Source organism: Pediococcus sp. (assembly GCF_003533255.1).
Classification (GTDB): Bacteria; Bacillota; Bacilli; order Lactobacillales; family Lactobacillaceae; genus Pediococcus; species Pediococcus parvulus.
On sequence record NZ_DOEM01000013.1, the window covers coordinates 24,916 to 47,628 of the forward strand.

22 protein-coding genes and 3 pseudogenes are annotated in these 22,713 nt (G+C 38.3%); 6 read left to right on the forward strand and 19 right to left on the reverse strand.

The window, feature by feature from the left end; genetic code table 11:
• Positions 1–158: 158 nt before the first annotated feature.
• The 4 genes from DD627_RS03840 to DD627_RS03855 form a co-directional block, all read right to left on the reverse strand.
• On the reverse strand, positions 159–1,535 hold the full coding sequence (locus tag DD627_RS03840) for a UDP-N-acetylmuramoyl-tripeptide--D-alanyl-D-alanine ligase (protein WP_057783582.1): 1,377 nt from the start codon (positions 1,533–1,535) through the stop codon (positions 159–161).
• Positions 1,536–1,651: 116 nt separating this feature from the next.
• Positions 1,652–2,389: a hypothetical protein gene (locus DD627_RS03845; protein ID WP_229923070.1), complete on the reverse strand. Its 738-nt coding sequence runs from the start codon at positions 2,387–2,389 to the stop codon at positions 1,652–1,654.
• A gap of 116 nt (positions 2,390–2,505) precedes the next feature.
• Positions 2,506–3,402 carry a zinc metalloprotease HtpX gene (gene htpX / locus DD627_RS03850; protein WP_260266782.1) on the reverse strand — a complete coding sequence of 299 codons (897 nt, stop codon included), beginning with the start codon at positions 3,400–3,402 and terminating at the stop codon, positions 2,506–2,508.
• 32 nt (positions 3,403–3,434) lie between these two features.
• The gene (locus tag DD627_RS03855; RefSeq protein WP_260266783.1) at positions 3,435–4,028 is read right to left on the reverse strand and encodes a LemA family protein; all 594 of its coding nucleotides are present in this window, start codon (positions 4,026–4,028) and stop codon (positions 3,435–3,437) included.
• Positions 4,029–4,132: 104 nt separating this feature from the next.
• Here DD627_RS03855 and DD627_RS03860 point away from each other — a divergent pair, with 104 nt between their 5' ends.
• A complete protein-coding gene (locus tag DD627_RS03860) occupies positions 4,133–4,606 on the forward strand; it encodes a low molecular weight protein-tyrosine-phosphatase (protein WP_057783589.1) in 474 nt (157 codons plus the stop codon).
• Positions 4,607–4,732: 126 nt separating this feature from the next.
• On the opposite strand, the gene DD627_RS03865 is transcribed toward DD627_RS03860, so the two are convergent.
• A complete protein-coding gene (locus tag DD627_RS03865) occupies positions 4,733–5,434 on the reverse strand; it encodes a class A sortase (protein ID WP_057783591.1) in 702 nt (233 codons plus the stop codon).
• Positions 5,435–5,621: 187 nt separating this feature from the next.
• Between DD627_RS03865 and DD627_RS03870 the strand changes: the two are divergent.
• From DD627_RS03870 to DD627_RS03880, 3 genes and pseudogenes are all read left to right on the forward strand, one after another.
• A pseudogene (locus DD627_RS03870) lies at positions 5,622–6,430 on the forward strand (MFS transporter); the annotation flags it as partial.
• A gap of 11 nt (positions 6,431–6,441) precedes the next feature.
• A complete protein-coding gene (locus tag DD627_RS03875; RefSeq protein ID WP_260274580.1) occupies positions 6,442–6,603 on the forward strand; it encodes a hypothetical protein in 162 nt (53 codons plus the stop codon).
• 5 nt (positions 6,604–6,608) lie between these two features.
• Positions 6,609–6,743 carry a hypothetical protein gene (locus DD627_RS03880; RefSeq protein ID WP_260274581.1) on the forward strand — a complete coding sequence of 45 codons (135 nt, stop codon included), beginning with the start codon at positions 6,609–6,611 and terminating at the stop codon, positions 6,741–6,743.
• A gap of 59 nt (positions 6,744–6,802) precedes the next feature.
• On the opposite strand, the gene DD627_RS03885 is transcribed toward DD627_RS03880, so the two are convergent.
• From DD627_RS03885 to DD627_RS03910, 6 genes are all read right to left on the reverse strand, one after another.
• Positions 6,803–7,060 (reverse strand): type B 50S ribosomal protein L31, encoded by a 258-nt coding sequence (locus tag DD627_RS03885; RefSeq protein ID WP_260266785.1) that lies wholly within the window; start codon positions 7,058–7,060, stop codon positions 6,803–6,805.
• 108 nt (positions 7,061–7,168) lie between these two features.
• Positions 7,169–8,461, reverse strand: a complete 1,293-nt coding sequence (gene rho, locus DD627_RS03890; protein WP_057783595.1) for a transcription termination factor Rho — start codon at positions 8,459–8,461, stop codon at positions 7,169–7,171.
• Positions 8,462–8,470: 9 nt separating this feature from the next.
• On the reverse strand, positions 8,471–9,751 hold the full coding sequence (murA, locus tag DD627_RS03895; protein WP_057783596.1) for a UDP-N-acetylglucosamine 1-carboxyvinyltransferase: 1,281 nt from the start codon (positions 9,749–9,751) through the stop codon (positions 8,471–8,473).
• 227 nt (positions 9,752–9,978) lie between these two features.
• Positions 9,979–11,577 (reverse strand): CTP synthase, encoded by a 1,599-nt coding sequence (pyrG, locus tag DD627_RS03900; RefSeq protein WP_260266786.1) that lies wholly within the window; start codon positions 11,575–11,577, stop codon positions 9,979–9,981.
• Between the two features lie 175 nt (positions 11,578–11,752).
• Entirely contained in the window at positions 11,753–12,325 is a 573-nt protein-coding gene (rpoE, locus tag DD627_RS03905; protein ID WP_057783600.1) for a DNA-directed RNA polymerase subunit delta, read from the reverse strand.
• A 45-nt stretch (positions 12,326–12,370) separates the two neighbouring features.
• On the reverse strand, positions 12,371–12,811 hold the full coding sequence (locus tag DD627_RS03910) for a YwiB family protein (protein WP_260266787.1): 441 nt from the start codon (positions 12,809–12,811) through the stop codon (positions 12,371–12,373).
• 157 nt (positions 12,812–12,968) lie between these two features.
• On the opposite strand from DD627_RS03910, the gene DD627_RS03915 reads away from it, so the two are divergent.
• Together DD627_RS03915 and yidA are read left to right on the forward strand one after the other, a co-directional pair.
• Complete coding sequence (locus DD627_RS03915) at positions 12,969–14,342, forward strand: HD domain-containing protein (protein WP_057783603.1); 1,374 nt, start codon at positions 12,969–12,971, stop codon at positions 14,340–14,342.
• A complete protein-coding gene (yidA, locus tag DD627_RS03920; protein ID WP_057783606.1) occupies positions 14,342–15,154 on the forward strand; it encodes a sugar-phosphatase in 813 nt (270 codons plus the stop codon). Before DD627_RS03915 ends, yidA begins: the two co-directional genes overlap by 1 nt.
• 56 nt (positions 15,155–15,210) lie before the next feature.
• Here the strand turns inward: yidA and DD627_RS03925 are convergent, their stop codons facing one another.
• The 8 genes and pseudogenes from DD627_RS03925 to DD627_RS03960 form a co-directional block, all read right to left on the reverse strand.
• Positions 15,211–15,573 carry a DUF3899 domain-containing protein gene (locus DD627_RS03925; RefSeq protein ID WP_057783607.1) on the reverse strand — a complete coding sequence of 121 codons (363 nt, stop codon included), beginning with the start codon at positions 15,571–15,573 and terminating at the stop codon, positions 15,211–15,213.
• Between the two features lie 54 nt (positions 15,574–15,627).
• The gene (locus DD627_RS03930) at positions 15,628–16,521 is read right to left on the reverse strand and encodes a YihY/virulence factor BrkB family protein (RefSeq protein ID WP_057783609.1); all 894 of its coding nucleotides are present in this window, start codon (positions 16,519–16,521) and stop codon (positions 15,628–15,630) included.
• 117 nt (positions 16,522–16,638) lie between these two features.
• Positions 16,639–17,712: a WxLIP family cell surface protein gene (locus DD627_RS03935; protein WP_260274582.1), complete on the reverse strand. Its 1,074-nt coding sequence runs from the start codon at positions 17,710–17,712 to the stop codon at positions 16,639–16,641.
• A 27-nt stretch (positions 17,713–17,739) separates the two neighbouring features.
• A complete protein-coding gene (locus tag DD627_RS03940; protein ID WP_068806856.1) occupies positions 17,740–18,459 on the reverse strand; it encodes a WxL domain-containing protein in 720 nt (239 codons plus the stop codon).
• Positions 18,460–18,693: 234 nt separating this feature from the next.
• Positions 18,694–19,008, reverse strand: coding sequence for an LPXTG cell wall anchor domain-containing protein (locus DD627_RS03945; RefSeq protein WP_260266790.1), 315 nt, complete (start codon positions 19,006–19,008; stop codon positions 18,694–18,696).
• 14 nt (positions 19,009–19,022) lie between these two features.
• A pseudogene (locus tag DD627_RS03950) lies at positions 19,023–19,469 on the reverse strand (cell surface protein); the annotation flags it as partial.
• A gap of 12 nt (positions 19,470–19,481) precedes the next feature.
• Positions 19,482–20,519: a hypothetical protein gene (locus DD627_RS03955; protein ID WP_260266792.1), complete on the reverse strand. Its 1,038-nt coding sequence runs from the start codon at positions 20,517–20,519 to the stop codon at positions 19,482–19,484.
• Positions 20,520–20,831: 312 nt separating this feature from the next.
• Positions 20,832–22,337: pseudogene (locus tag DD627_RS03960) on the reverse strand (AcpB/EbpR/MafR family transcriptional regulator).
• Positions 22,338–22,713: the final 376 nt, after the last annotated feature.

Below are 22,713 nucleotides of genomic sequence, written 5' to 3' on the forward strand. Positions count from 1 at the left end.
AGTGAAATCGTGCTTCTTTCAGAATCCAAAAGAAAATCCGTCCTTTTATCCTGCAATTCTGAGAAGTCACAGCTATAAACATAACCTTAACATCATACACCCGCACATACAAATAAGCAAACCGCACCAATATGGCCGATTTGCTCAATAATGTCTTGCTATGCGTTTTGTAGACCTGATAAAACTTTTTCCAAATGGATGCCATGACTACCCTTAATCACAATTTCATCCTGGTTAGTTAATTTTTCTTTCAGATCTTCAACTAATTGATTTTCTTGCTCCACCGTATACCAATGAATGTGATCATCAGCATATTTTGCTTTTAGAGCTTGTTCTAAGGCTTTCATATGAGTACCAACTAAATAAACATCTTGAATTAGTTTTGGATCTAAATAATTGGCCAAGCTAGCATGCATCAAATCAGATTGCTCACCGAGTTCCAACATATCACCTAAAACAGCAAATCGACTACCTTTGATCTCTGTTTGACTAAAAGAAGCTAAAACTTCTTTGGCAGCAGTGGGATTTGAATTATAAACGTCACTCAAGATCAACTCACCAGCACTCCCCCGAACCCATTCAGTTCGATTATGTGTAAGTTGAAAATTTTTTAGCGCATCCCCAACCTTTGCCGGATCGATATGATAGGCCTTAGCCACTGCAATAGCGGCTAAAGCATTCATAACATTATATTTTCCAATCATTGGAATTTCATAAGTTTGATCCGGTACTAAATTGATTTCAAAACTTGTATGATCACGAGCACTTTGCACATTGCTAGCAAACAAATCATCAGCAGCACTACTACCAAACGTGTATTGTTGTTGCTCAACTTGTTTACTTCGTTCTCTTAGGAGAGGTTCATCACCATTATAAATAAATAGACCGTCTTCTTTTAACCCATGGGTAATTTCCAATTTTGCATCCGCAATTTTATCACGGGTACCAAAGAACTCAATATGAGCTTCTCCAATCATGGTGATTACCACTGTGTCTGGCTGGGCCATTTTACTTAAAAAATCAAGTTGACCAGGACGATCCATTCCCATTTCAACCACTACAACCTCTGTGTTAGCATTCATATTCAATAAAGTGATTGGTACCCCAATTTCATTATTGAAATTAGCTTCTGTTTTTACAACATTATATTCAGTTTCCAGTAAAGCAGCCGTCATATCTTTAGTGGTTGTTTTCCCGTTACTACCTGTAATTGCCACCACTTTTGGATTAATTTTGCCAAGATAGTAAACTGCTAATTTTTGCAAAGTTTCAAGTGGATCGTCCACTACCAAGACTGGATACCCAGTTGGTACATTTTCATGGTCTTTTGCCCATAGCGTGGCTACAGCACCATTTTTCATAGCATTTTCAACGAATTCATGGCCATCACGCTGACCTTTTAATGGAATAAATAACGAATTTGGTTGCACCTTACGGCTATCAAACTCAACGTTTGCAATTGTAATTTCCTGCCAATTTTCAGGTACTTCTTCAATTCCAACCGCATTGGCAATTTCTGTCAACTGCATTTTCATTTTATCCATTCTCCTAATCTCGAATTTAGAACCCTTAAATTATACCACACTAACTATTTATCTTCGTTTTACAAAATAAAAAGAACTGAACCAGTCAGTTCTCACATTGTTATTAATTAATAAAACTGATCATCTTCAAAAGCGCGCGAATTTGTAATAACTAAATGCCAATGACTGCTCACCATGTTATACCGTAAAACAGCTACTTGCTGCGCCTTATTATAAAGTGACGTTCGGCTACGATAAATTGGTGACTGCCCATTTTCTTGAGCAATCAAAATTGGAATTCGGTACTGCTTTTCTTGTTCGAATGCTTGATCAAAAGCAAAAATGATTCCACTACTTAGAATAGGTGTTAACTGTCGCAACATAGTCTGTGGGATCTCGGGAAACCCATCGTAACGCCGAAACATTCTTCGCTCATTAAAAGCCTGCTTTGTATGCCGAATAAGTGCACCATTCAAAACTGGATAAAAATTTTTCAATTGGCGGTAGTAGACTTTCAAATGTTTACTTCCCAAAGAAAGAAAAACAAAATCGTTTTGCAGTTTATAAGAAAATGGCGTCGTATAATGGGTATGCATATGGCCTAGATATAGCAATTCTGCAATTTCTTCCGGAAGAAGTTCATCCAGTCCCTCATCACGCGAATAATCTAGCCAACTCGTATGAATGGCCTTTGGATTAGTTAAATATTTTCGAATGTTAAAAGTCCCACTCACTGTATTTAACTGCGTATGGGGATCAATACTTAAATTATCATTAATCGGTGTATTCAACACCAAAATATGCGTCGGTATTCGGGGAATACCACGTAGGAAATCTTCGACACTTAGTCCTCTTGAGTAAATCAAGTTTGCAATGGGCTCCAAGTGGATATATACGAAATCATCCCGCATAATCTTAATAGCTCACTTTCAATGAATTATCTGTTCAACTTATTATTGTACGCCAAATTTTGCTAAATAACTTACATCTTTTGAAGTCTTGCAATTCGGTCTTCAATTGGCGGATGGGTATCAAACAAATGAGATAACCCACCTTTTTTCTTTAACGGATCTGAAATATAAAGCGCCGTGCTTGTCGGATCTGCTGCCTGCATAGGTTTGCTATCCGAAATTTTCTCTAAAGCTGTGATCAAACCCTGGGGATTTCGTGTGAGTTCTACACTTGATGCATCGGCCAAATACTCTCGATTTCGCGACAATGCCATTTGTGCAATTGAAGCAGCAAGGGGTCCCAAAATAATGAGCACTACAGATAATATCAACAATATTATTTGTATGTTACCACCCTCAGAATCGTTGTTATTTCGGCGACGACCGCCACCCCACCAAAACGAATTCATGCCAATGTTAACCAACATTGAAATAGCTGCCGACAGCGCAAGGGCGATCGTTTGCAGTCTAATATCATAATTACGGACATGCGAAATTTCATGGCCTAAAACGCCTTCCATTTCCTCACGATTCAGTCGCTCCATGATACCACTCGTGACGGCAACGGCTGCGTGCTTTGGATCGTTTCCCGTCGCAAATGCATTTGGACTTGGATCATCAATAATGAACACTTTGGGCATTGGGACTTTCCCAACTAACGCCATATCTTCAACAATATGCCAAAGCTCAGGTTGCTGTGCTTCTGTAACTTCATGCGCGTGATTCATTCGCATTACTACTGAGGTTGACTGTGAAATCATCATGATCATATAAATTCCAGCAACAACAGCCGCCATGATAATGCCTGAAATGGCACTATCATAGAAGAAGTATCCAAGCGCACCACCAATAAGAAGCACGAGCAAGCTGAAGCCTATCATGACGTAAATAGTCCGTCGTTTATTACGTGCAATTTGTTGGAATAGCACTGTTTATCAACTCCTTCTCTGCTTACTGATTTTTATAAATCTTCGTACTTTTTAAAAGAAACATCAGGTGTTTTAGTTTCTTCTTCTGGAACTTGTAGATAAGTTGCTTCTTTAAAACTTGTCATCGAAGCAACCAAATCACTTGGAAATGTTTGTAATTTCATGTTGTAACTGGCCACACTTGAATTATATAGCTGACGAGAATAAGCAATTTTATTTTCAGTGTTTGTTAGCTCTTCCATAAGTTTTGTAAACTCAGCACTTGCCTTTAAATCAGGATAACTCTCAGATAAAGCAAACACACTTTTTAATTGAGAACTTAATTGATCCGATAAAGCCATTGTCTGTGCACGATCCGTTGCACTAGCCTGGGGGTTGTCAGTAACAGACACCAATTGGTTTCGCAACTCAACAACTTTGGATAAGGTACTTTTTTCATACGAAGCATACCCCTGAACCGTAGAAACTAAATTTGGAATCAGATCGTTTCGACGCTTCAATTGAACATTAATTTGGCTCCATGATTCCTGTGTATAAGTTCTGGCCTTAACCAAATTGTTATATAATATAATAAACAATCCGATTAGAATGACGACGATTACTGCAATTATTATTCCTACTGTCATACTAATTCTCCTCTTCGTTTTAATACCTTGATAATACCAGACGGCGGGTTGTTTATAAAGCGTTAGGCAATGAATTCAAAAATAATTAAGATTAGGTGGTATTTATGCAAAAAATTTTATTTGTTTGTCTAGGAAATATTTGTCGCTCTCCCATGGCCGAAGCGATTTTTCGCCAAAAAATAATTCAAGCTGGATTGACGCACCAATTTAGTGTGGATTCCGCCGGTACCAGTGACTGGGAAGAGGGTAACCCACCGCATCCCCAAACAATTGCAACTTTACAAAATCATGGGGTATCTACCAAACAATTAATTTCTCGTCCTGTCACAAAGACTGACTTTAAAAACTTTGATCTGATTATCGGAATGGATCATAAAAATATGCAGGATTTGCAAAAATTAAAACCCGTAAACTCACGAGGAAAACTCAGACTTTTTATGTCAGTTTCATCTAAAAATCCGGCAAGTGATGTTCCAGATCCTTGGTACACGCATAAATTTGAAGCCGCCTACCAACAAATCGCCGCTGGTATTGACAATTGGCTTGACTACTTAACCAACTGCGATAGTGAAAAATAAGTCACATTAGATTTCTCTTCATTTTAAATCTAAAAACGGCCGGGAAAGTTTTCCCAGTCGTTTTTAAGATGATATATTCTAATCGCTCAAGTATGTGAATAAGGGTTACTTAGTCACATGACCTGCCTATTTATTATTAAAATTTTTCGAAAAACTCTTTTGAATACTCTTTGGTGCTTTCTTGTATGCAACTGAACTCTCGTATTTTCCGCGAATCATGAGACGCTTGGCACCAGTTGCATCACAAGTAATCAACGTAATTATTTTTTTGTTTGGCACATCATTAATCACATCCACACGCGTCGCTGCAATAAATTGCCTTTTCGTTGCTTTATACGTGTATATTCTTTTTAGATCAGTGATGTAAATCTTCATTCCGGGTCTCATCTTCCAATACAAAGGACTAAATAAAATGTCTTTTCGCACCATGTGATGCCCAGCCAAAACATAATTACCTTTACCCATTTTCATATTAGGCTTCAAAGTTGCTGCCGCCAATGCCAAATTTTCATTGGTGACCCCCTCTGCAATTGGTAAATTCAACTTAATTTTTGGAATACTAATTTCCCCAACCACATTCAACTTAGCAGAATTAGCGCGTGCCTTCGCAACCGTTTGAAAATCAAGTGACTTAACACTCTTGAAATTGTAACTAGCTTTTTTATTTTTATTCTTTTTAATCGTTTGCTGCGTAATTTGTGGTTTATAAGAATCAACTAACCAATCTTTGATCTGTTCATTGAAAATTAACGCCAAACTTATAAGCAACAAAATTAAAATTAAAATTGTGGTTAGCCATTTTCTAATCCTGGTTCCCTTTTTTTTCATGTTCTTCTCCCTGTAACCTAAATAGTGGTATTCTAATAAATATAGTTTTTATTAACCTAATTTCGTTTAGAAAGGAGGATGGCTTTGTTTTCTAAAATTAAAAGATCCATATTTAAAAAACGAGCACCCTGGGAACAAAACTTAGTCGTCCTTTGGTTTGGCACTTTTATGGCCGGGATGGCTTTTAGTGAAGTCATGCCCTTTTTTATCCTTATATGTCGACACACTTGGCAATTTTTCCAAGCAACAACTTACATTCTACAGTGGGATTACATATTCTGCAACCTATTTAGTTACCGCTTTAGTTTCACCAATCTGGGGAAAACTTGCCGATTCTAAAGGCCGAAAACTAATGATCTTACGTGCTTCACTTGGCATGGCATTTGTAATTGGCGCAATGGGATTGGTTCAAACAATTTGGCAATTAATTGCTTTACGGATGGTTCAAGGTGTATTTTCCGGGTACATAAGTAATGCTAACGCTTTGTTAGCTACAGAAACTCCTAAAGAAAAAGTGGTTTGGCTCTAGGAACATTATCAACCGGGTATGTCAGTGGTAACTTGATTGGCCCCTTACTTGGTGGAATTTTAGCAGAATTTTTCTCTTATCGAATTACCTTTTTCATTACCGGGGCCGTCTTATTACTCGTTTTCTTTTTGAGCTATTTCTTTGTGCATGAACATTTCCATCCTGTAGAACGCGCAAAACCTTTAACCGCTAAAGAAGTCATCGGCAAATTAGATAATCCTAAAATTGTGTTTGGCATGTTTATCACAACCATGATTATTCAAGCTTCCAATAATTCAATCACGCCTATTTTAAGCCTTTACGTGCGGCAGTTAATGAAAGGAATTGGCCCGATCACTCTTGTGGCTGGAATCGTAGCTGCCGTTCCTGGAATTGCAACGCTTTTTTCTGCCCCAAGACTTGGTGAATTAGGAGATCATATCGGACTGAAAAAATTCTTTCCATTGGTTTTATTTTTGCCATTTGTATGTATATTCCAATGGCATTTGTTAGTTCAGTTTGGCTATTGGCTTTCTTCCGCTTTATGGTTGGTATTTCGGATGGCGCCATGTTGCCTGCCGTTCAAGCAATCTTGTCAAAACGCTCGCCTGCCGAAGTAACAGGTCGGGTATTAGTTGGAATCAATCTTTTCAAGCATTAGGAAACATGTCCGGTCCCTTAATTGGATCTGCAGTTTCTGGAACCTTTGATTACGGATCCGTCTTTATTTCCACATCAGTCTTAGTTGCTTTGAATTTTATTTTGGTTCAAATCAACACGCACGCCGACCGCAAACATTAACCCAAAACAAAAAGCTCGAATCAACGTCACAGTTGGTTCGAGCTTTTTTAAGTACAGAATTACTTGTTGTCGTCTGTAAGTCCGTATTTCTTGTTGAAACGATCGACAGTACCATCGACTTGGTTGAACTTCTGACGACCTGTGTAGAATGGGTGTGAATCAGAAGAAATTTCAACACGAACTAATGGATATTCTTTGCCATTGTCCATTGTGATTGTTTCAGCAGAAGTCTTTGTTGAACCGGAAATAAACTTATAACCAGTTGTTGAATCTTGAAATACGACTTCGTGATAATCTGGATGAATTCCTTTTTTCATTATAAATACGCTCCTTTGCCATGAGTCATTTACTGAGACATAGTTATTTTCTTAAATTAATCAACGACCACTATAATATCATGAATATCTATTACACGCAACTCACTTTTACCGTGGTTTTCGTTTCCGAACGGCTGATTTAAACTTCACATTTTCAATCTCACCTAAAAATTCTTGATCATCTTTAGTATTTTTCAAGAATTGTAACAATTGTTCCGTTGTTTCAAGCGAATCACCCACCATAGCACGGCGAATCCGCCAAACTTGATCCAAAACATTCTGTGGTAATAACAATTCTTCTTTTCTGGTTCCTGATTGTTTTATATCAAGCGCAGGAAAAACACGGCGTTCCGCAAGTTCTCGTGATAAGGTTAACTCAGAATTCCCTGTTCCTTTGAACTCCTCATAGATAACATCATCCATGCGACTTCCCGTATCAACCAACGTGGTTCCCAAAATTGTTAAACTGCCGCCTTCTTCAATATTCCGCGCCGCTCCGAAGAATTTCTTGGGTTTATAAAACGCAGCTGGATCAATTCCACCGGATAACGTTCGACCACTGGGTGGAATCACCAAATTGTATGCCCGCGTTAAACGCGTAATTGAATCCAGTAAAATGACCACATCTTCTTTGTCTTCGACTAAGCGCAGTGCCCGCTCCAAAACAAGTTCCGAAACTCGAATGTGGTTTTTCGGCTCTTTATCAAAAGTCGAAGATACCACTTCACCTTTAATCGAGCGCTCCAAGTCCGTCACTTCTTCAGGACGTTCATCAATCAATAACACAATTAGTTTAACCTTGGGATAATTTTTAGCAATGCCATTGGCAATTGATTTTAGCAAAGTGGTTTTACCAGCCTTGGGTGGGGCCACAATCAGCCCTCGTTGACCAAAACCGATTGGTGTGAAAATATCAATTAAGCGGGTAGACAAGGTTTCCGAGGTTGTTTCTAATTTAATTTGTTGTTTGGGATAAATAGGTGTTAATGCCGGAAAATGAGGTCGTTGTTTAGCTTCTTCGGGATTTTTTCCGTTTACTCGATCAACGTGCATCAAGCCATAATAACGCTCAGATGGTTTGGGGTGTCGAGCTTTTCCTGTGACAAGATCACCATTTCGCAATCCAAACCGAGTAATCTGTGAAGCCGAAATATAAATATCTTCTTGAGAAGGCCCATAATTGATTGGCCGTAAAAAACCAAAGCCTTCCTGGGAGACGATATCTAAAACGCCTTCCATTTCGACAAAGTCTTGTTCCTTAGCTTGAGCCCGAATGATAGCTAAAGCTAATTCTGGTTTGTTCATCTGACCATAATACGGAATCTTAAATTGACGCGCAAAACCATAGATCTGTTTGAGCGTCATTTTTTGTAATTCCGCCATTGTTAAAAAATCGCTCATTCTTTACCTCTATTTAACTTTTTCTTCTGCATCGCTCACAATTTCAATGTTGGCACCCAGTTGCTTCAGCTTATAAACAATGCGATCATACCCGCGCAAAATGTTCTCAGCTTTAGTTATAATCGTTGTTCCCGAAGCCATCAAGCCAGCAATCATCAAGGCCGCACCGGCACGAATTTCACCAGCCTCAACCTCGGCGCCATGTAATTGTTCTGTATGTGCCACAATAATAATATCATTTTCAACTCTAATGTTAGCACCCATTTTTTGCAGCTGTGAGATGTGTTTAACACGTTTGGGGTAAATAGTATCCACAATGACACTACTTCCCTGAGCCTTCATTAAAGCGGGTGTGATGGGCTGTTGAAGGTCCGTTGCAAAGCCGGGAAACGGATTTGTTTTTATTTCAATGGCATGTAAATTACGCGATTCAGGAACATAAATACTATCCTCACCAACATCTAAATCAACTCCAAGCTCCAGAAGCTTTGAGTTAAAAGATTCCAAATGTTCTGGAATGATGTTATTAATTTGGATACCGTTGCCCACTGAAGCAGCCAATGACAAATAGGTTCCCGCCTCAATGCGATCTGGAATAATTGTGTGAGTAGCATTACTACTCAAACTATCCACACCATCAATACGAATGACATCTGTTCCTGCCCCACGAATCCTAGCTCCCATACTATTTAGGAAGGTCACCAGATCAATGATTTCAGGTTCACGAGCCGCATTTTCGATCGTTGTTTGCCCGTTGGCTTTGACAGCCGCCAAAATGACATTAATGGTTGCTCCAACAGAAACGACATCTAAGAAAATATGGGCACCGTGTAATTCACGGTTATCAGTCGTGATATAAACCGAATCGTTTTGTTCGTTAACCGTAGCACCCAAGGCCTTGAATCCTTTGATATGTTGGTCAATTGGACGAGGACCAATATTGTCGCCACCTGGGAAACTTACCGTTGCGCGTTTGAATTTACCTAGCAATGCCCCCATAAAATAGTAGGAAGCACGCAAACTTTTAATTGCCTTACTTGGTAAGGCACTTTCAATTATATTAGTTGGATCAATTTCCATAACACCATTTTCAAACGTAGAATGAACATTCATTGATTCAAGAATGATCATTAAATTATGAACGTCTAAGATGTCTGGAACAGAGTCTAGGCGGACAGGAGTATCGGCTAATATAGCAGCTGGAATTAAAGCTACTGTGCTGTTTTTAGCACCGCCAATTGTCACTTCACCGGAAAGTTGTTGTCCGCCACGGATTACCATTTTTTTCATGTGTACTTTCCTCACTTATCAACATGCTAATAATTGTACAGTCAATTCTAATCATAAATAACCTATATCAAAAAAACAACCATAAATTAAAAAAAATCAATAAACCGAACCCGCCTAAGGGTTATTCACGAAAAACTTATAATTTGACCTAATTTTTCTATAAATTTATTCACAAAAATAGTACACGACTATGTCTTATTGACGATCGTGTACTACTTTGTTTACTGTTATTTATTAGCAGCTGCAATAAAGGCTTTGAACAAACCTTCTGGACGTTGTGGCCGTGATAAGAATTCTGGATGATATTGAGAAGCCACAAAGAATTTCTTTTCAGGTAATTCAATAACTTCAACTAAATGGTTATCAGGAGAAGTGCCGGAAAATACTAATCCATGTTCTTGCATAGCATCCCGATATTTATTATTAAATTCAAAACGATGACGATGACGCTCTTGAATAACATCTTGATTGTCATATGCTGCAGCAGCCACAGAACCTGCTTTAAGTTTGCATGGGTACAAGCCTAATCGTTGTGTTCCACCCAAATCATGAACGTCTTCCTGGTCGGCCATTAAGTCAATAATGTTATGCGGTGTATCAGCATTCATTTCTGTTGAATTAGCATCTTTAAGACCTAAGACATTTCGCGCAAACTCAACGGAAGCCATTTGCATACCTAAACAAATTCCCAAGAATGGTAAATCATTTTCACGAGCATACTGAATGGCCGTAATCATGCCTTCAATTCCACGATCACCGAACCCACCAGGAACGATTAAACCATCTACGTTGCCAAAAATTTCAGAAACATTATCGGTTGTGATTTTTTCAGAATCCACTTTTTTAATTTCAATTTTAGCATTGACTGGATATCCGGCATGTTTCAAAGCTTCAGATACAGAAATGTAAGCATCCTGTAAGGCCACATATTTACCAACTAAGGCAATCTTAATGACATGGTCCAAATCATTACGAACATGTTCTGTCATCTTTCGCCAGTCTTCCATATCAGCTTTTGGTGTCTTAAGACCAAAGTGATCCACAATAATTTGATCCATCCCTTGAGCCTGAAGATTCAACGGAATTTGATACAAATTATCCACATCACGTGATTCAATAACAGCTTCTGGATCTACATCACAGAACAACGCAATTTTATTCCGCATGGATTGTGTAATGGGCTTTTCAGTCCGAACTACCAAAATATTTGGTTGAATTCCAAGCCCACGCAATTCCTTAACACTGTGTTGAGTTGGCTTTGTTTTCATTTCTCCAGCTGCACGTAAATAAGGAATCAAAGTGGTGTGAATATAAATCACATTTTCCGAACCCACTTCACTCTTCATTTGACGCAAAGCCTCTAAGAATGGAAGAGATTCGATATCACCAACTGTTCCACCAATTTCAGTAATCACAATATCAGAATCTGTGATTGTCCCAGCGCGCATAATTTTTTCTTTGATGGTATCCGTAATATGTGGAATTACTTGCACAGTGGCACCTAAGTAGTCACCATGACGTTCCTTTTTCAAAACCTCAGAATAGATTTTCCCAGTTGTCACATTGGAATACTTGTTAAGATCATTGTCGATAAACCGCTCATAGTGACCTAAGTCAAGATCAGTTTCTGTGCCATCATCTGTAACAAATACTTCCCCATGTTGATACGGGTTCATCGTTCCTGGGTCAACATTAATATAGGGATCAAACTTCTGAATGGTAACCTTTAGGCCACGATTCTTGAGTAAACGACCAAGAGAAGCCGCTACGATTCCTTTTCCAAGCGAAGAAACAACGCCACCAGTGACAAAAATGTATTTAGTCATTTTATAACTCCTTTGAGGTTTTTTAGGGACATTTATGAAATAATAAAAATGCTCCCTATTCATTTGGAATAGGGAGCACAATTTAAAATCCGTACTGTTTGGCTTTGCACATAGCAAAGCGCCCAATAAAGATAATACAAGGTAACTAATCTAATGTCAAGCTTGAAAAGCTGACTTATTCATCATCATCCGAATCGTCATCATCTAACTCAGATAACTGTCCTTCGATACCATCGGGCAAATCATCATCAGGTAAATCATCACTATCATCATCTTTTGAACTATCAGTATAATCATCATTATTATCGGAATCAAAGTCATTGTCGTCATCAGCAACAACATCATCATCTTCTGGATCATCGGCATCATAATCAATTACGTCGTCATCATCTGCGGCGTCAGCTAAGAAAGCATTAACCTTCTTACGTTTCTTACGTTTTGGACGATCGTCATCTTCATCCTCATCAGCATGAATAATGGCTTCATCAATTGACTCAAAGGGGTACCAAGTACGTAACCCCCAACTATTGTCGCCCAAAGAAATGAAACTACCATCAGTATTTAAATCAGTATAAAATTGTGACAAACGATCGCGGAATTCTTCATCGGTTTTGCCAAGATACTGTTGAACTTCATTAGCAAGATCCACAAATGCCATGGGATCACCATGCTGAGCAAGAATTGCATGAGCAACCTCGATTAATGAAAGTTCAGTTTTGTCTTGACCATCAAAAATTTTCAAATCCAAACTGGTGCACGTCCTTTCAACAGTCTACTCCCTATGATACATTACCTAGGCTGTAAATTGCAATCTAATTTTGTAGTCTCCTAATAAACTTTCACCAGCAAATAACTGGTAATCCACATTCACAGTTCCGGAAAATGGTCGATCACGCACACGAACTTCCAAAAACGGGGTAACTGTATCGACCGGTAAAATTCCGTATGGTGTACGATAACGGGCCTGAATTCGTTTGCCATTACTAAAGCGTAATCGCAATTTGTTTTCACCGGAACGCGTCAATAAGACGTCTCCTTCACTATCAATTTTCATAGTGACCGGAATTTGTTCTTTGGTATCTTCATCCGTTTCTTGGTAACGAATATAAAAAGAATCACCCATTTGAAAAAGTTGACCATCTTCATTAAATGCAAAATGGGACTCTTCTCCTTCTTGTGTGATATAAGTGTCCAAATGAATGGCAACCGGTACACCAGTATTAAGTTCATCCATTAAAGTCAGCACCCTTCTTTCCCAAAAATAACTTCCTTATTAGTATAAACCCAAAAATTCATTCATCATAGCGATTTGGCTTTATTCAAACGGAATTACAAAACTTTGTTATACTAGGCTTAACAAATAACTTTTAGATGGAAGGAAGCCTATTTTCATGGATTACCGTAATAAATTATTGCCAATGGAAAAGGTATTTCGTGACCCGGTTCATAACTATGTTTATGTTCAAAACCAGGTCATCTTAGACTTAATTAATACAAAAGAATTTCAACGTTTACGTCGCATTCATCAACTTGGTACAACTTCACTTGTGTTCCATGGTGCTGAACATACGCGCTTCTCACACTCCCTTGGATGTTATGAAGTTGCCCGGCGCATTTGTGACAGTTTTGAGCGTAACTATCCCTCAAAGACACCTGGCGATGGTTTATGGGACAATTCAGAACGTCTCGTCACCTTATGTGCTGCCTTACTGCATGACATTGGTCATGGCGCATACTCACATACATTTGAGCATATTTTTCATACTGATCATGAAAGCTATACCGAACACATTATTACGGACCCAGAAACCGAGGTTAACCAAGTGCTCCGCCGAGTTTCACCAAAGTTTCCGAGCGAAGTTGCCAGCGTGATCTCTCATAAATATCCAAATCCACAGGTTGTCCAAATGATCTCTAGCCAAATTGATGCTGATCGAATGGATTATCTGCTTCGTGATTCCTATTATACAGGCACAAACTACGGCACTTTTGATTTAACCAGAATTTTGCGCGTGATGCGTCCTTATAAAGATGGCATTGCCTTTTCAATCAGCGGCATTCATGCCGTGGAAGATTTTATCGTCAGTCGTTTCCAAATGTACCTTCAAGTTTACTTTCATCCTGTTTCTCGCTCAATGGAAATGATTTTAAGTCATCTTTTGCAACGAGCAAACGAAATTTATGGCGATGCTACCAATGATAATAGTAAGCAACGCGATTTTATTCCTTATTTTTTGATGCCGTTTTTTAATCACAATGCAACAGTTGCCGATTATTTACGTTTAGATGATGGCGTTTTAAACACCTACTTCCAACAGTGGGAGGACGATAAAGATCCCGTTTTAAATGATTTATCAAATCGATTTTTAAATCGTATCCCACTGAAATCAGTACGCTTTACGCGCGAAACAGAATATTTATTACCTGAGCTGCGAAGCCTCATTGAAAAAGCTGGGTTTAACAGTACCTACTACACAGCTATCAATAATAGCTATGACTTACCATATGATGCTTACGATCCTAGCACCACTAAACCACGGACCCAAATTGAGCTTATGCAACACGATGGTAGTTTAGTTGAGCTTTCAACCGTGAGTGCTTTAGTGGCTGCGATCACGGGACGGGTTTCTGGTGATGAACGTTTCTTCTTTCCTAAAAAAATGCTATCTGAAGATGATAGTGAACTCTTCCACCCAATTTACAAAGAGTTTCAATCGTATATTAAAAACGGAATTTTGCTAGATGCTAAGGGAGGTCAACGCTAATGGCGATCAAAATTGTGGCCATTGACCTTGATGGCACGCTTTTAACCGACAATAAACAAATTACCGACAAAACCGTTTCTGTTATCAAGCAGGCCAGTCAAGTTGGTGTCAAAATTGTTTTATGCTCCGGACGACCACTTACTGGGGTCGCTGAACACTTAAAAAAACTAGGCTTGTCTGGTGATAACCAGTTTGTCATTACTTACAATGGCGCGCTGGTTCAAACAATCGAGGGGCGGACCATTATTCGGCATACTCTAAACTACAATGACTATACTGATCTTGAAGCCTTAAGTCGGAAATTGCGCAGTCATTTTCATGTAGAAACTGAAAACCATATTTATACTGCCAATAAGAATCTGAGTCCTTACACAATTGCAGAAAGTTTTTACGTGCGCATGGGTATTCGGTATCGTGATGTCGGTGAAATGCCAATGAATTTACGAATTCCAAAGGGGATGTTCATTGACCCACCAGAAAAGATCACCGCTCTGCGTGAAAAGATTCCACAAAGCTTTTTAGAGAAATACTACTTTGTGCAAAGTGAGCCTTTCTTTTTAGAAGTTTTAAATAAATCGGCCAGCAAAGGTAACGCGCTGAAAGATTTGGCGAAACGTTTAGGATGGACGTCTGAAAATATGATGGCAATTGGTGACCAAGGAAATGATCTTTCTATGTTAAAAGTTGCTGGAACTCCCGTCGCAATGGGTAATGCAATTCCAGAAGTCAAACAATTAGCCAAATTTGTAACTGCCACAAACGAAGAAGACGGCGTTGCCAAAGCTATTCAAAAATTTGTGTTAACTACTTAGGTTCCAAACAAAAACTCTTTACCAATGACTTCAAAAATCATTTGGTAAAGAGTTTTTTAGATAAATGAAACAAGAATACTGACAACAACAGTAAAAATCCCAATGCGTAAAAAATAGCGTGCTGGCTTTGTAAACACAATTGGACTGTTTTTAATCCGCCCGACTTTGTGAACATCGATCTTTTTTCGCTTCAGTTTTTCTTCACCTTTAGCTGGCCGGCGAAACCACCCCGTTAGTAAATGTCCTCGTTCTAATACAAAGGCCACACCAATTAGTAATAGCGCCAATCCAATCATAAAAAAGTGGTTGCTAGTCACAATGACATTGCGCGTAATCAACCAATCGATTATCCCAGCCAAAATCAAAATGACATCAGTCGTTAAAGCTTTATGCGTTTTAATAAAATTCGTAATTTTCACACCTTTAGCTGCATCCGAGAACCAAAATTCCCGGTACATTAATTTATGTTTGTATTATACCAGTTTATCAGATTTTTGCCTTTTTGAACGGCGTTTCTTGGGGATAAACGCTTTTTTCTGCCAGCCTTCTTGTAAGGAAGCATTGATGACCCCGCCAATCAAGAGAATCTCCGCAAAAAGATCCAACCACAGCATGATCACAATAAAAGTCCCAATTGTTCTATAGGTGGTAATTTCGCCGCCAAAGTAACGTAAATATAGCGCAAAGAACTGCGTTAGCAACAGTAAACCAACCATCGAAAACGCCGCACCAACCCAGACAAACCGCCAATAGACCTTTGCGGTTGGCACAATGACATACAAAACAGCCAAAATAATGACAGCCGCAATAATGGTAATCGGCCATTTAACTGTGCTCACGATGCCCACCAAGTTTTGAGGTAGATGAAGGATTGGGGTCAAATAAGTCAAAACAGCCGAACTTAATGTGAAGAACAGGACGACCACAACCAAGGCCAACATAAAAATAAGGACAATCACAAAAGACAACAGCCGACTCAGAATAGCATTTGCAGAATTCTCCATTTCATAGGTCGCATCCAACGATTTTTGAAATGCCGAAATGCCGCGACTTGCCGACCAAATTGCCACCACAACTCCTATCGAAAAAATGCCGCCACTATTAGTTGTCAATAACTGACGAATTAAAGGACTCAAAATTTCATAAATATTTTCTGGCATGACCTGTTGCACATATTCTAGAACGGTTTTTATCGGCAAATTCAGTAATGGTAACAGGTTTCCAATTAACAGAAGTAACGGAAAGAATGAGAGCAAAGTATAATACGCAAAAACAATTCCATTGTTCGACACATTTCCACTTTTAAATCGGCGCAAAAAGATTGTGATAAATTTAAAAAAATTTGTTTCTTTAAATTGAGTCCACATAGCTAAATCCTCTTTCGACTTTTCTTTAAGTTTACCAGCTTAGTATTACTTATTGAAACAATAAACAAATAAGACTGGAAATTTCCAGTCTTATTTGCAAAGGGGGTCATTAAACAATTAGTTGTCTGAGGAGTGTTTTTCAAGTTGGGCGCGTAATGCTTCGTTTTCAGCTTCTTTAGCTTTTAGTTTTCTACGGATCAGCCAGAATGCAATTGCGATCATGATTAACAAGATGAGGACTCCTACCGAGATATAAATCCAGCTATAATTCTTTTTAATTGAGACATCCTTTGCATTTAACACAGCCGCTTTTTTACGAGTAATCGTAAACTGCTTTTTAAAATGCCAAGTCTGCTTTTTAGATTTAGCTGTGATATCCATGACATATGTCCCAGCCTTCAATTTTTGTCCATTTAAATTCAATGCATAATTGAAAACTGAGTTAGGTGCCATTTGCATATTAGAAGTCTTCTGGTGATACAAAATCTTTGAACTACCAGCTTTGGAAACTTTTGCATTTACTGACAATTTATTTAAATAAGTTGCCTTAACATTTCGTAAACGGGAATTGATTACATTTCGAAGGTTGTTTTGACTTGGCTTGACACTTGCCAATTTCATATCAGGTGTAACCTTTTTTGCAGTTTGTTGTAAGACTATTCCCACTAAATACGCATATTCATTTTGGACAGTTGTTCCTTTTTTCTTCTTAGCATCTTTACTAATCTCGGCATTTTCATCTTGAAGACGAATGCCACCAGCCATTACACCATTAAACTTACCTTTAGGCATTTTGATTTTGAAATGGATTTTCTTAGACTGTTTTGCATTTAAGACAATCGTTTTTTCGACTGGCGTTACATATTTAGACAAAGGATACTTCAGGGATGAATCAAAGTTCTTAGCTGATACTTTCTGATATTCGACTACACCATTTAGATTGGTTGTCGCTGTATTTACTTCCGGTTTTATCTTGACTTGTTTTTTAGTCCCGTTTGTTACCGTGACCGTTACAGTTTGGCTAGCACCCGAGTTTAGTTTCAAATCAAAATAGGTAACCTTATTGTCAACTTGATTTTCAGGAAGGTTTGCTTGAACTCCAAAGGTTAGCTGATTTGCCGAAACCGGCAAGATTGTGAGAATGCTTAGTACCAAAGTCATTAGTATCAAGATAAAAGTTTTTCGTTTCACAGTGACAACCTCCTTTACCTAATTATTTTAAGAATTAACTGGTGTGTCTGCTAAACTCCAAGTGAGCGTTGTACTATAGCTATCCGCATTTGGATGTGCTGCAGCTGGAACTTCTAATTTTACTGTTGAGTTATTTGCTTGTCCAAAAACATCAACCCATGTTCCGGAACCACCACCAGCTTTTGCAGCCATCACATTCACAGTAGCACCTCCAGGTTGTAATGCCGCACCATTAGTAGAAGAAGTTACTGTATGATTTGAGCTAGGGTAACTATTCGTGGTTGTTTTAACAATTGCCGAGCCTAAAAGAATTTGCGCACCTGTTAAAGTATTTGCCTTGCTATCTTTGAAGTTGCCTTTTTGACTAACGGTTAGGCTCCAGCCTTTAGGGTCCCCAGCTCGTTGATCTGAAACTTGGACATAGTTTGGAAATGTTTTGCTAGCCCCTTCATCATCTTCTGCTGTATAAACCGCATCTTCGGTTGGCACATTATGAATTCCAAAATTAAAATTAGAAACATAATCAATACTTAAAGGTCCAACTTCGCCAGTTCCACTTCCATCACCTGGTTCATCTGGATCTGTGGGGTCGACCGGATCAACTGGGTGAGTCGTGTTTTCTTTAAATGTAACGGATGCGGTTGTGTCTTCAGTACGGTTTTCTGCTGCCATTGCAGTAACTGGTGCAATAGCTCCTAAAACAAGACCGCTCATACTAATTAGTGAGATTAAAGTTGTTTTTTTCATGACAATCGCTCCTATTCGTTTTTTAGGTTTATTTTACTTTCGTAAAATCTTATTCTCATACGGATGTCCATCCTCTCTAATTGCTATAGCAATAAGTCGGAGTGGCTCCTATTCGTTTTTTAGATTTATTTTACTTTCGTAAAATCTTATTCTCATACGGATGTCCATCCTCCCTAATTGCTATAGCAATAAGTCGGAGTGGCTCCTATTCGTTTTTTTGGTTTATCCTTTTACTTATTTGGCTGCTATAAACATCCTTCTTCTCTGAATCCCATATCCAAGAACTACAATCATTCCTGATAATCCAATGACACTCAATAAAATTTCTGACTGTTCATCTGTTTGCGGCAAATATTGTTGTTTACCTTGTGATGCCGTTTCTACCTTTGAATAAATGGGTTTGTCCGGCACATTAGGTTGCGGCGTTGCAGGTGCTGCCTTCGTAAATCCCACATAACTTTCGGAAACGTGGGTATCACCACGGATCGGTGAATTAAACAAACACATCGACGCAACACTCAGTATCACAAGTATTAATCCTCTTTTCACATGGCATCATCTCCCTACTGATTAACCGGTGCATCCTGCAACGTCCAAGTAACCGCACCTGTATATTGTTCACCAGCAACTGGTTGTCCGGCTGTGGGCTCAAACGCTATTCCATTTTTAGAATCCCACACAGCCGAAACAGGCGTTGTTTTCCCTGGTGTTCCAGTGGTCAAGCTCATCACTGGGCTTGAAGCAGAACTTAGCGTGTTATCCGTCCCTTTGTAAATATAATGCAGACTATTTGTCAAAACACCTTTAGTTGTTACTCCTGTCATTTGTTTTTTTAAAGCAACCGTCGAATTCCATCCGTTTATAGGATATCCAGTTGGAATTTTACGGGTATCAGTAACTTCAAGTGCCTGACTGCCAGTAGCAACCTTTCCCATATAGATTGGGTTTCCAGTGAATTCAGCATTCAAATCACTTCCAAAATCAATATTTGAAGGAGCAGTCAGACTGAGTAACCCGTCTGTCTAGACAATCCGAATATTAAAACTCTTTTGCCCACCTGTACCTGCAAACATTACTCTCAGTACATACACCGATCCCACTGAGTTTGTCGTCCACGACGCAAACTTATTAGCCAGAAGTGAATAACTGAATGCCGTTTTAGCATTTGCGCCATCAGTTGTAAACGTTCCTAACGTTTGCACTACACCGTTTTGAGGTGGGGTAGCACCATTTCCGGATAACTTTGTTAGGGTATAGGTAACGGTAATCTTTTCTTTGTCTGGATCTTGAATATAACCTGTAAGGGCTTGATCTGTATCACTTGCATAACGATATATATATGAAATATTGATATTATTGACAGCCTGATCAAGTTTAATGTTCGCATTAACAATCGTTCGCGCCGATTTACCTGAAGTAGTTTTCGCATTTGAACTTGCTTCTGTACTTGAGCTTTCTGCTGAACTACTTACTTGTGAGCTTGAGTCTTCTGCTGAACTGATTGCTTGTGAACTTGAACTTTCCACTTTTTCGACTGATGAACTCGATACACTGTTTTTGCTTTCATCTGCTGTACTTGGCAAACTCGATGAACTACTCGTACTTTCTGCTGAGGAAGCCTCAGCTTGGGCTCCTATCTGGACTACATTACTAGTCAGTGCCTGCTTACTATCCAAAATACTTATTGAAAATTCACCTGCAGATTGTGCAATTAACTTAATGACAAAATTTTTCGAGGTTTTTGGAGTTAAAGTTAAGTTCAACTTATCGCTCTCCAATTGATACTTAAATCCATCATTAGTAGCTGCTTGGCTAAGTGCCGTTTTATCAATTATCACCCCGGTTGGAATAATCATACTAAAATCAATTGAACTCTCTTCCACCGTTTTCAATTGATTTACTTTAATTTCAACCGCGTCCCCCACATGAACAGAGTTTTGCGAGATGACAAGGTTAAAATTCGGTTCTGCATCATCTGCATAAGTTTGTTGATGACTATACAATCCGAAAATACTGGCTAAAGTGACAAACACTAGTAACGACTTTAGAAATCTTTTCACAATCATCACCTCTCCTCAAAACTAACCGCTTCCTTTTTACAAGTTAATCATAGCAAGTTTTAACTGATAGCGATTTCATTTTTTATAGTTAACTCAAAAAAATTGCAAGAATTCATATTTTTGTGTGCGTTAGAGCTCTCATTTTCTAATGTTTAATCATATTTCCATTCAAAAAAATGCAAAAAAAAAGAGTTAAATTCTGAGTATAATCTAGACTACTCAGAATCTGACTCTTTTCTACATTTTAGGAATAGTATTTGGGAAATAGCACGAGACCCAGCTAAAGCCTATTTTTCCCATTCTTTTTCTCTACTATTTTTTAAACATTAACTGATGCACCGGAGTCTTTTCATAAAAATGAGTTTCAACGATTTTTTTAATCGCTACTAAATCACGAGTGGTCCCTAGATTAGTTAGCCAATATGTATAATCCGTGTCATCGTAAGGCTCGTCGTGATAATTCGTTAGCACCAAATCATAGGCATTCCCGGGCTGATAATAGTTTACATTAACTCGCAAATCTCTTTTAAACATCTGGCGGATAAGATCAATAATCAACTGGCTAATATAATAATCAAAAGTAGTATCTACGCCAATATTGATATCCTTAATCTGTTGGTATCTAAAATCACGGACCGCAAATAGTAACCGCCGCTGAAAATAGATCCAATTTTGTTCAATTAATTTGCTCACTTCTCCATACTTGGATTGAGTTAACACTCGCATTATTTCTTTAACAACCTGGCGTGCCTGATGTGAGAAAAAATGCGAGACATAGTAGTCCGCATAAATTTCATCCATATATTCCAAATTACCCGAAAAACAAAACGGTCGTGCACAAATATCAAAAACTAACTTCATTAATTCAAAGGGCCACTGGCTATCCTTAATTTCGAGCGTTTTTTGGATCAAATGATTCGTTTGATCCACTACCTGAGACAACCGTGTGTGTTGAGAATTATAAATATCGTAAAAACGTTGAGCCACATTTGTCTTGCTATTAAATACAGACATACTAATTAACATGACACAAAACGCCTCAGATTCAAACTCCGATTTTGTTTGTGAACGAACATGAAAGACGCGCTGAAATACTTTTTTTATATGAAAATAAAGCTCATTGTTTTCGTATAATTCACGAACCGATTCTGGTATTCTCGTTTGTAACTTGGACTGGACAACCAACCGATGCTGAGAAATTGTCAACCACAAACGCACCCTATGAATTGCTTCAGAGTGAAAGTAGAAATGTAATTCGGTCTGCACTTCATTCACAAACTGATCCAAATTAAAATCTCGCACTTTAGGCGAATAATTAATGACTTGAAAAAGGTTGTAAAAAAAGAAGCGAATTTGTAATTCATCCCCAATAATATTCCCATTGTGAATACTCAAATTGAATTCACTCAAAACGGTATTAAGCTGTTTAATAGTGCGCTACAAAGAAGCCTCACTAAGATTTAATTTTTCTTGAAGGGTATATGTCGTAAGACTTCCATGATTATAAAAAAGCATCACAAGTTGAAACTTGGGTGATTTTTTTAAATAACGATCAAACAGCCAATCATCAAGTGCAAAGTTTTTGAGTATTTTGAAACTCGCCGTATTGGCTTCGATTTTGATTTCTACCTTGTTTTCATCAACTAAAGGTTGAACATCCTCATTTAAATCTTCTAAATAACGTTTCAACGTTGCAGGTGAAATTTTTAATTTTTTGGTCAACGATTGCTTGGTCACTGGATTTCCGTCTAAATAAAGAATTTCTAGGATTTTAAATAAATTTTGTTGATTTTTCTCTAACAAATCCGTTTTGTACATCGTTATTAAACACTCACTTTTTATTTTTTCTACTTCTTTTTCTACTTCTCTAGTTACACTTTACCATATAACATGTAAAACGTTTACAAATATAACGAATCATTACAATAAATAAACGCTTGTCTATAAAAAAGATTTTGCACTATGATTGAGTTCCAATCATAAAGCAACATCTTTAAATACCCTATCTAAAGGTTGAAAGGATCAAAATTACTTCAATAACTAGTATTAAACGACTTGGTTCAAAAGCAGTAGTTTAATTGCCGTCCTGCGGCTCCAAGTCGTGCCTACTATTCCGCCTAGTAATGATGATTTTCGTTCCGAAAATCTTTCTTGCTCCTGTCGATGTCGATTCTTGTGGCAAGCTCGGCCGCAA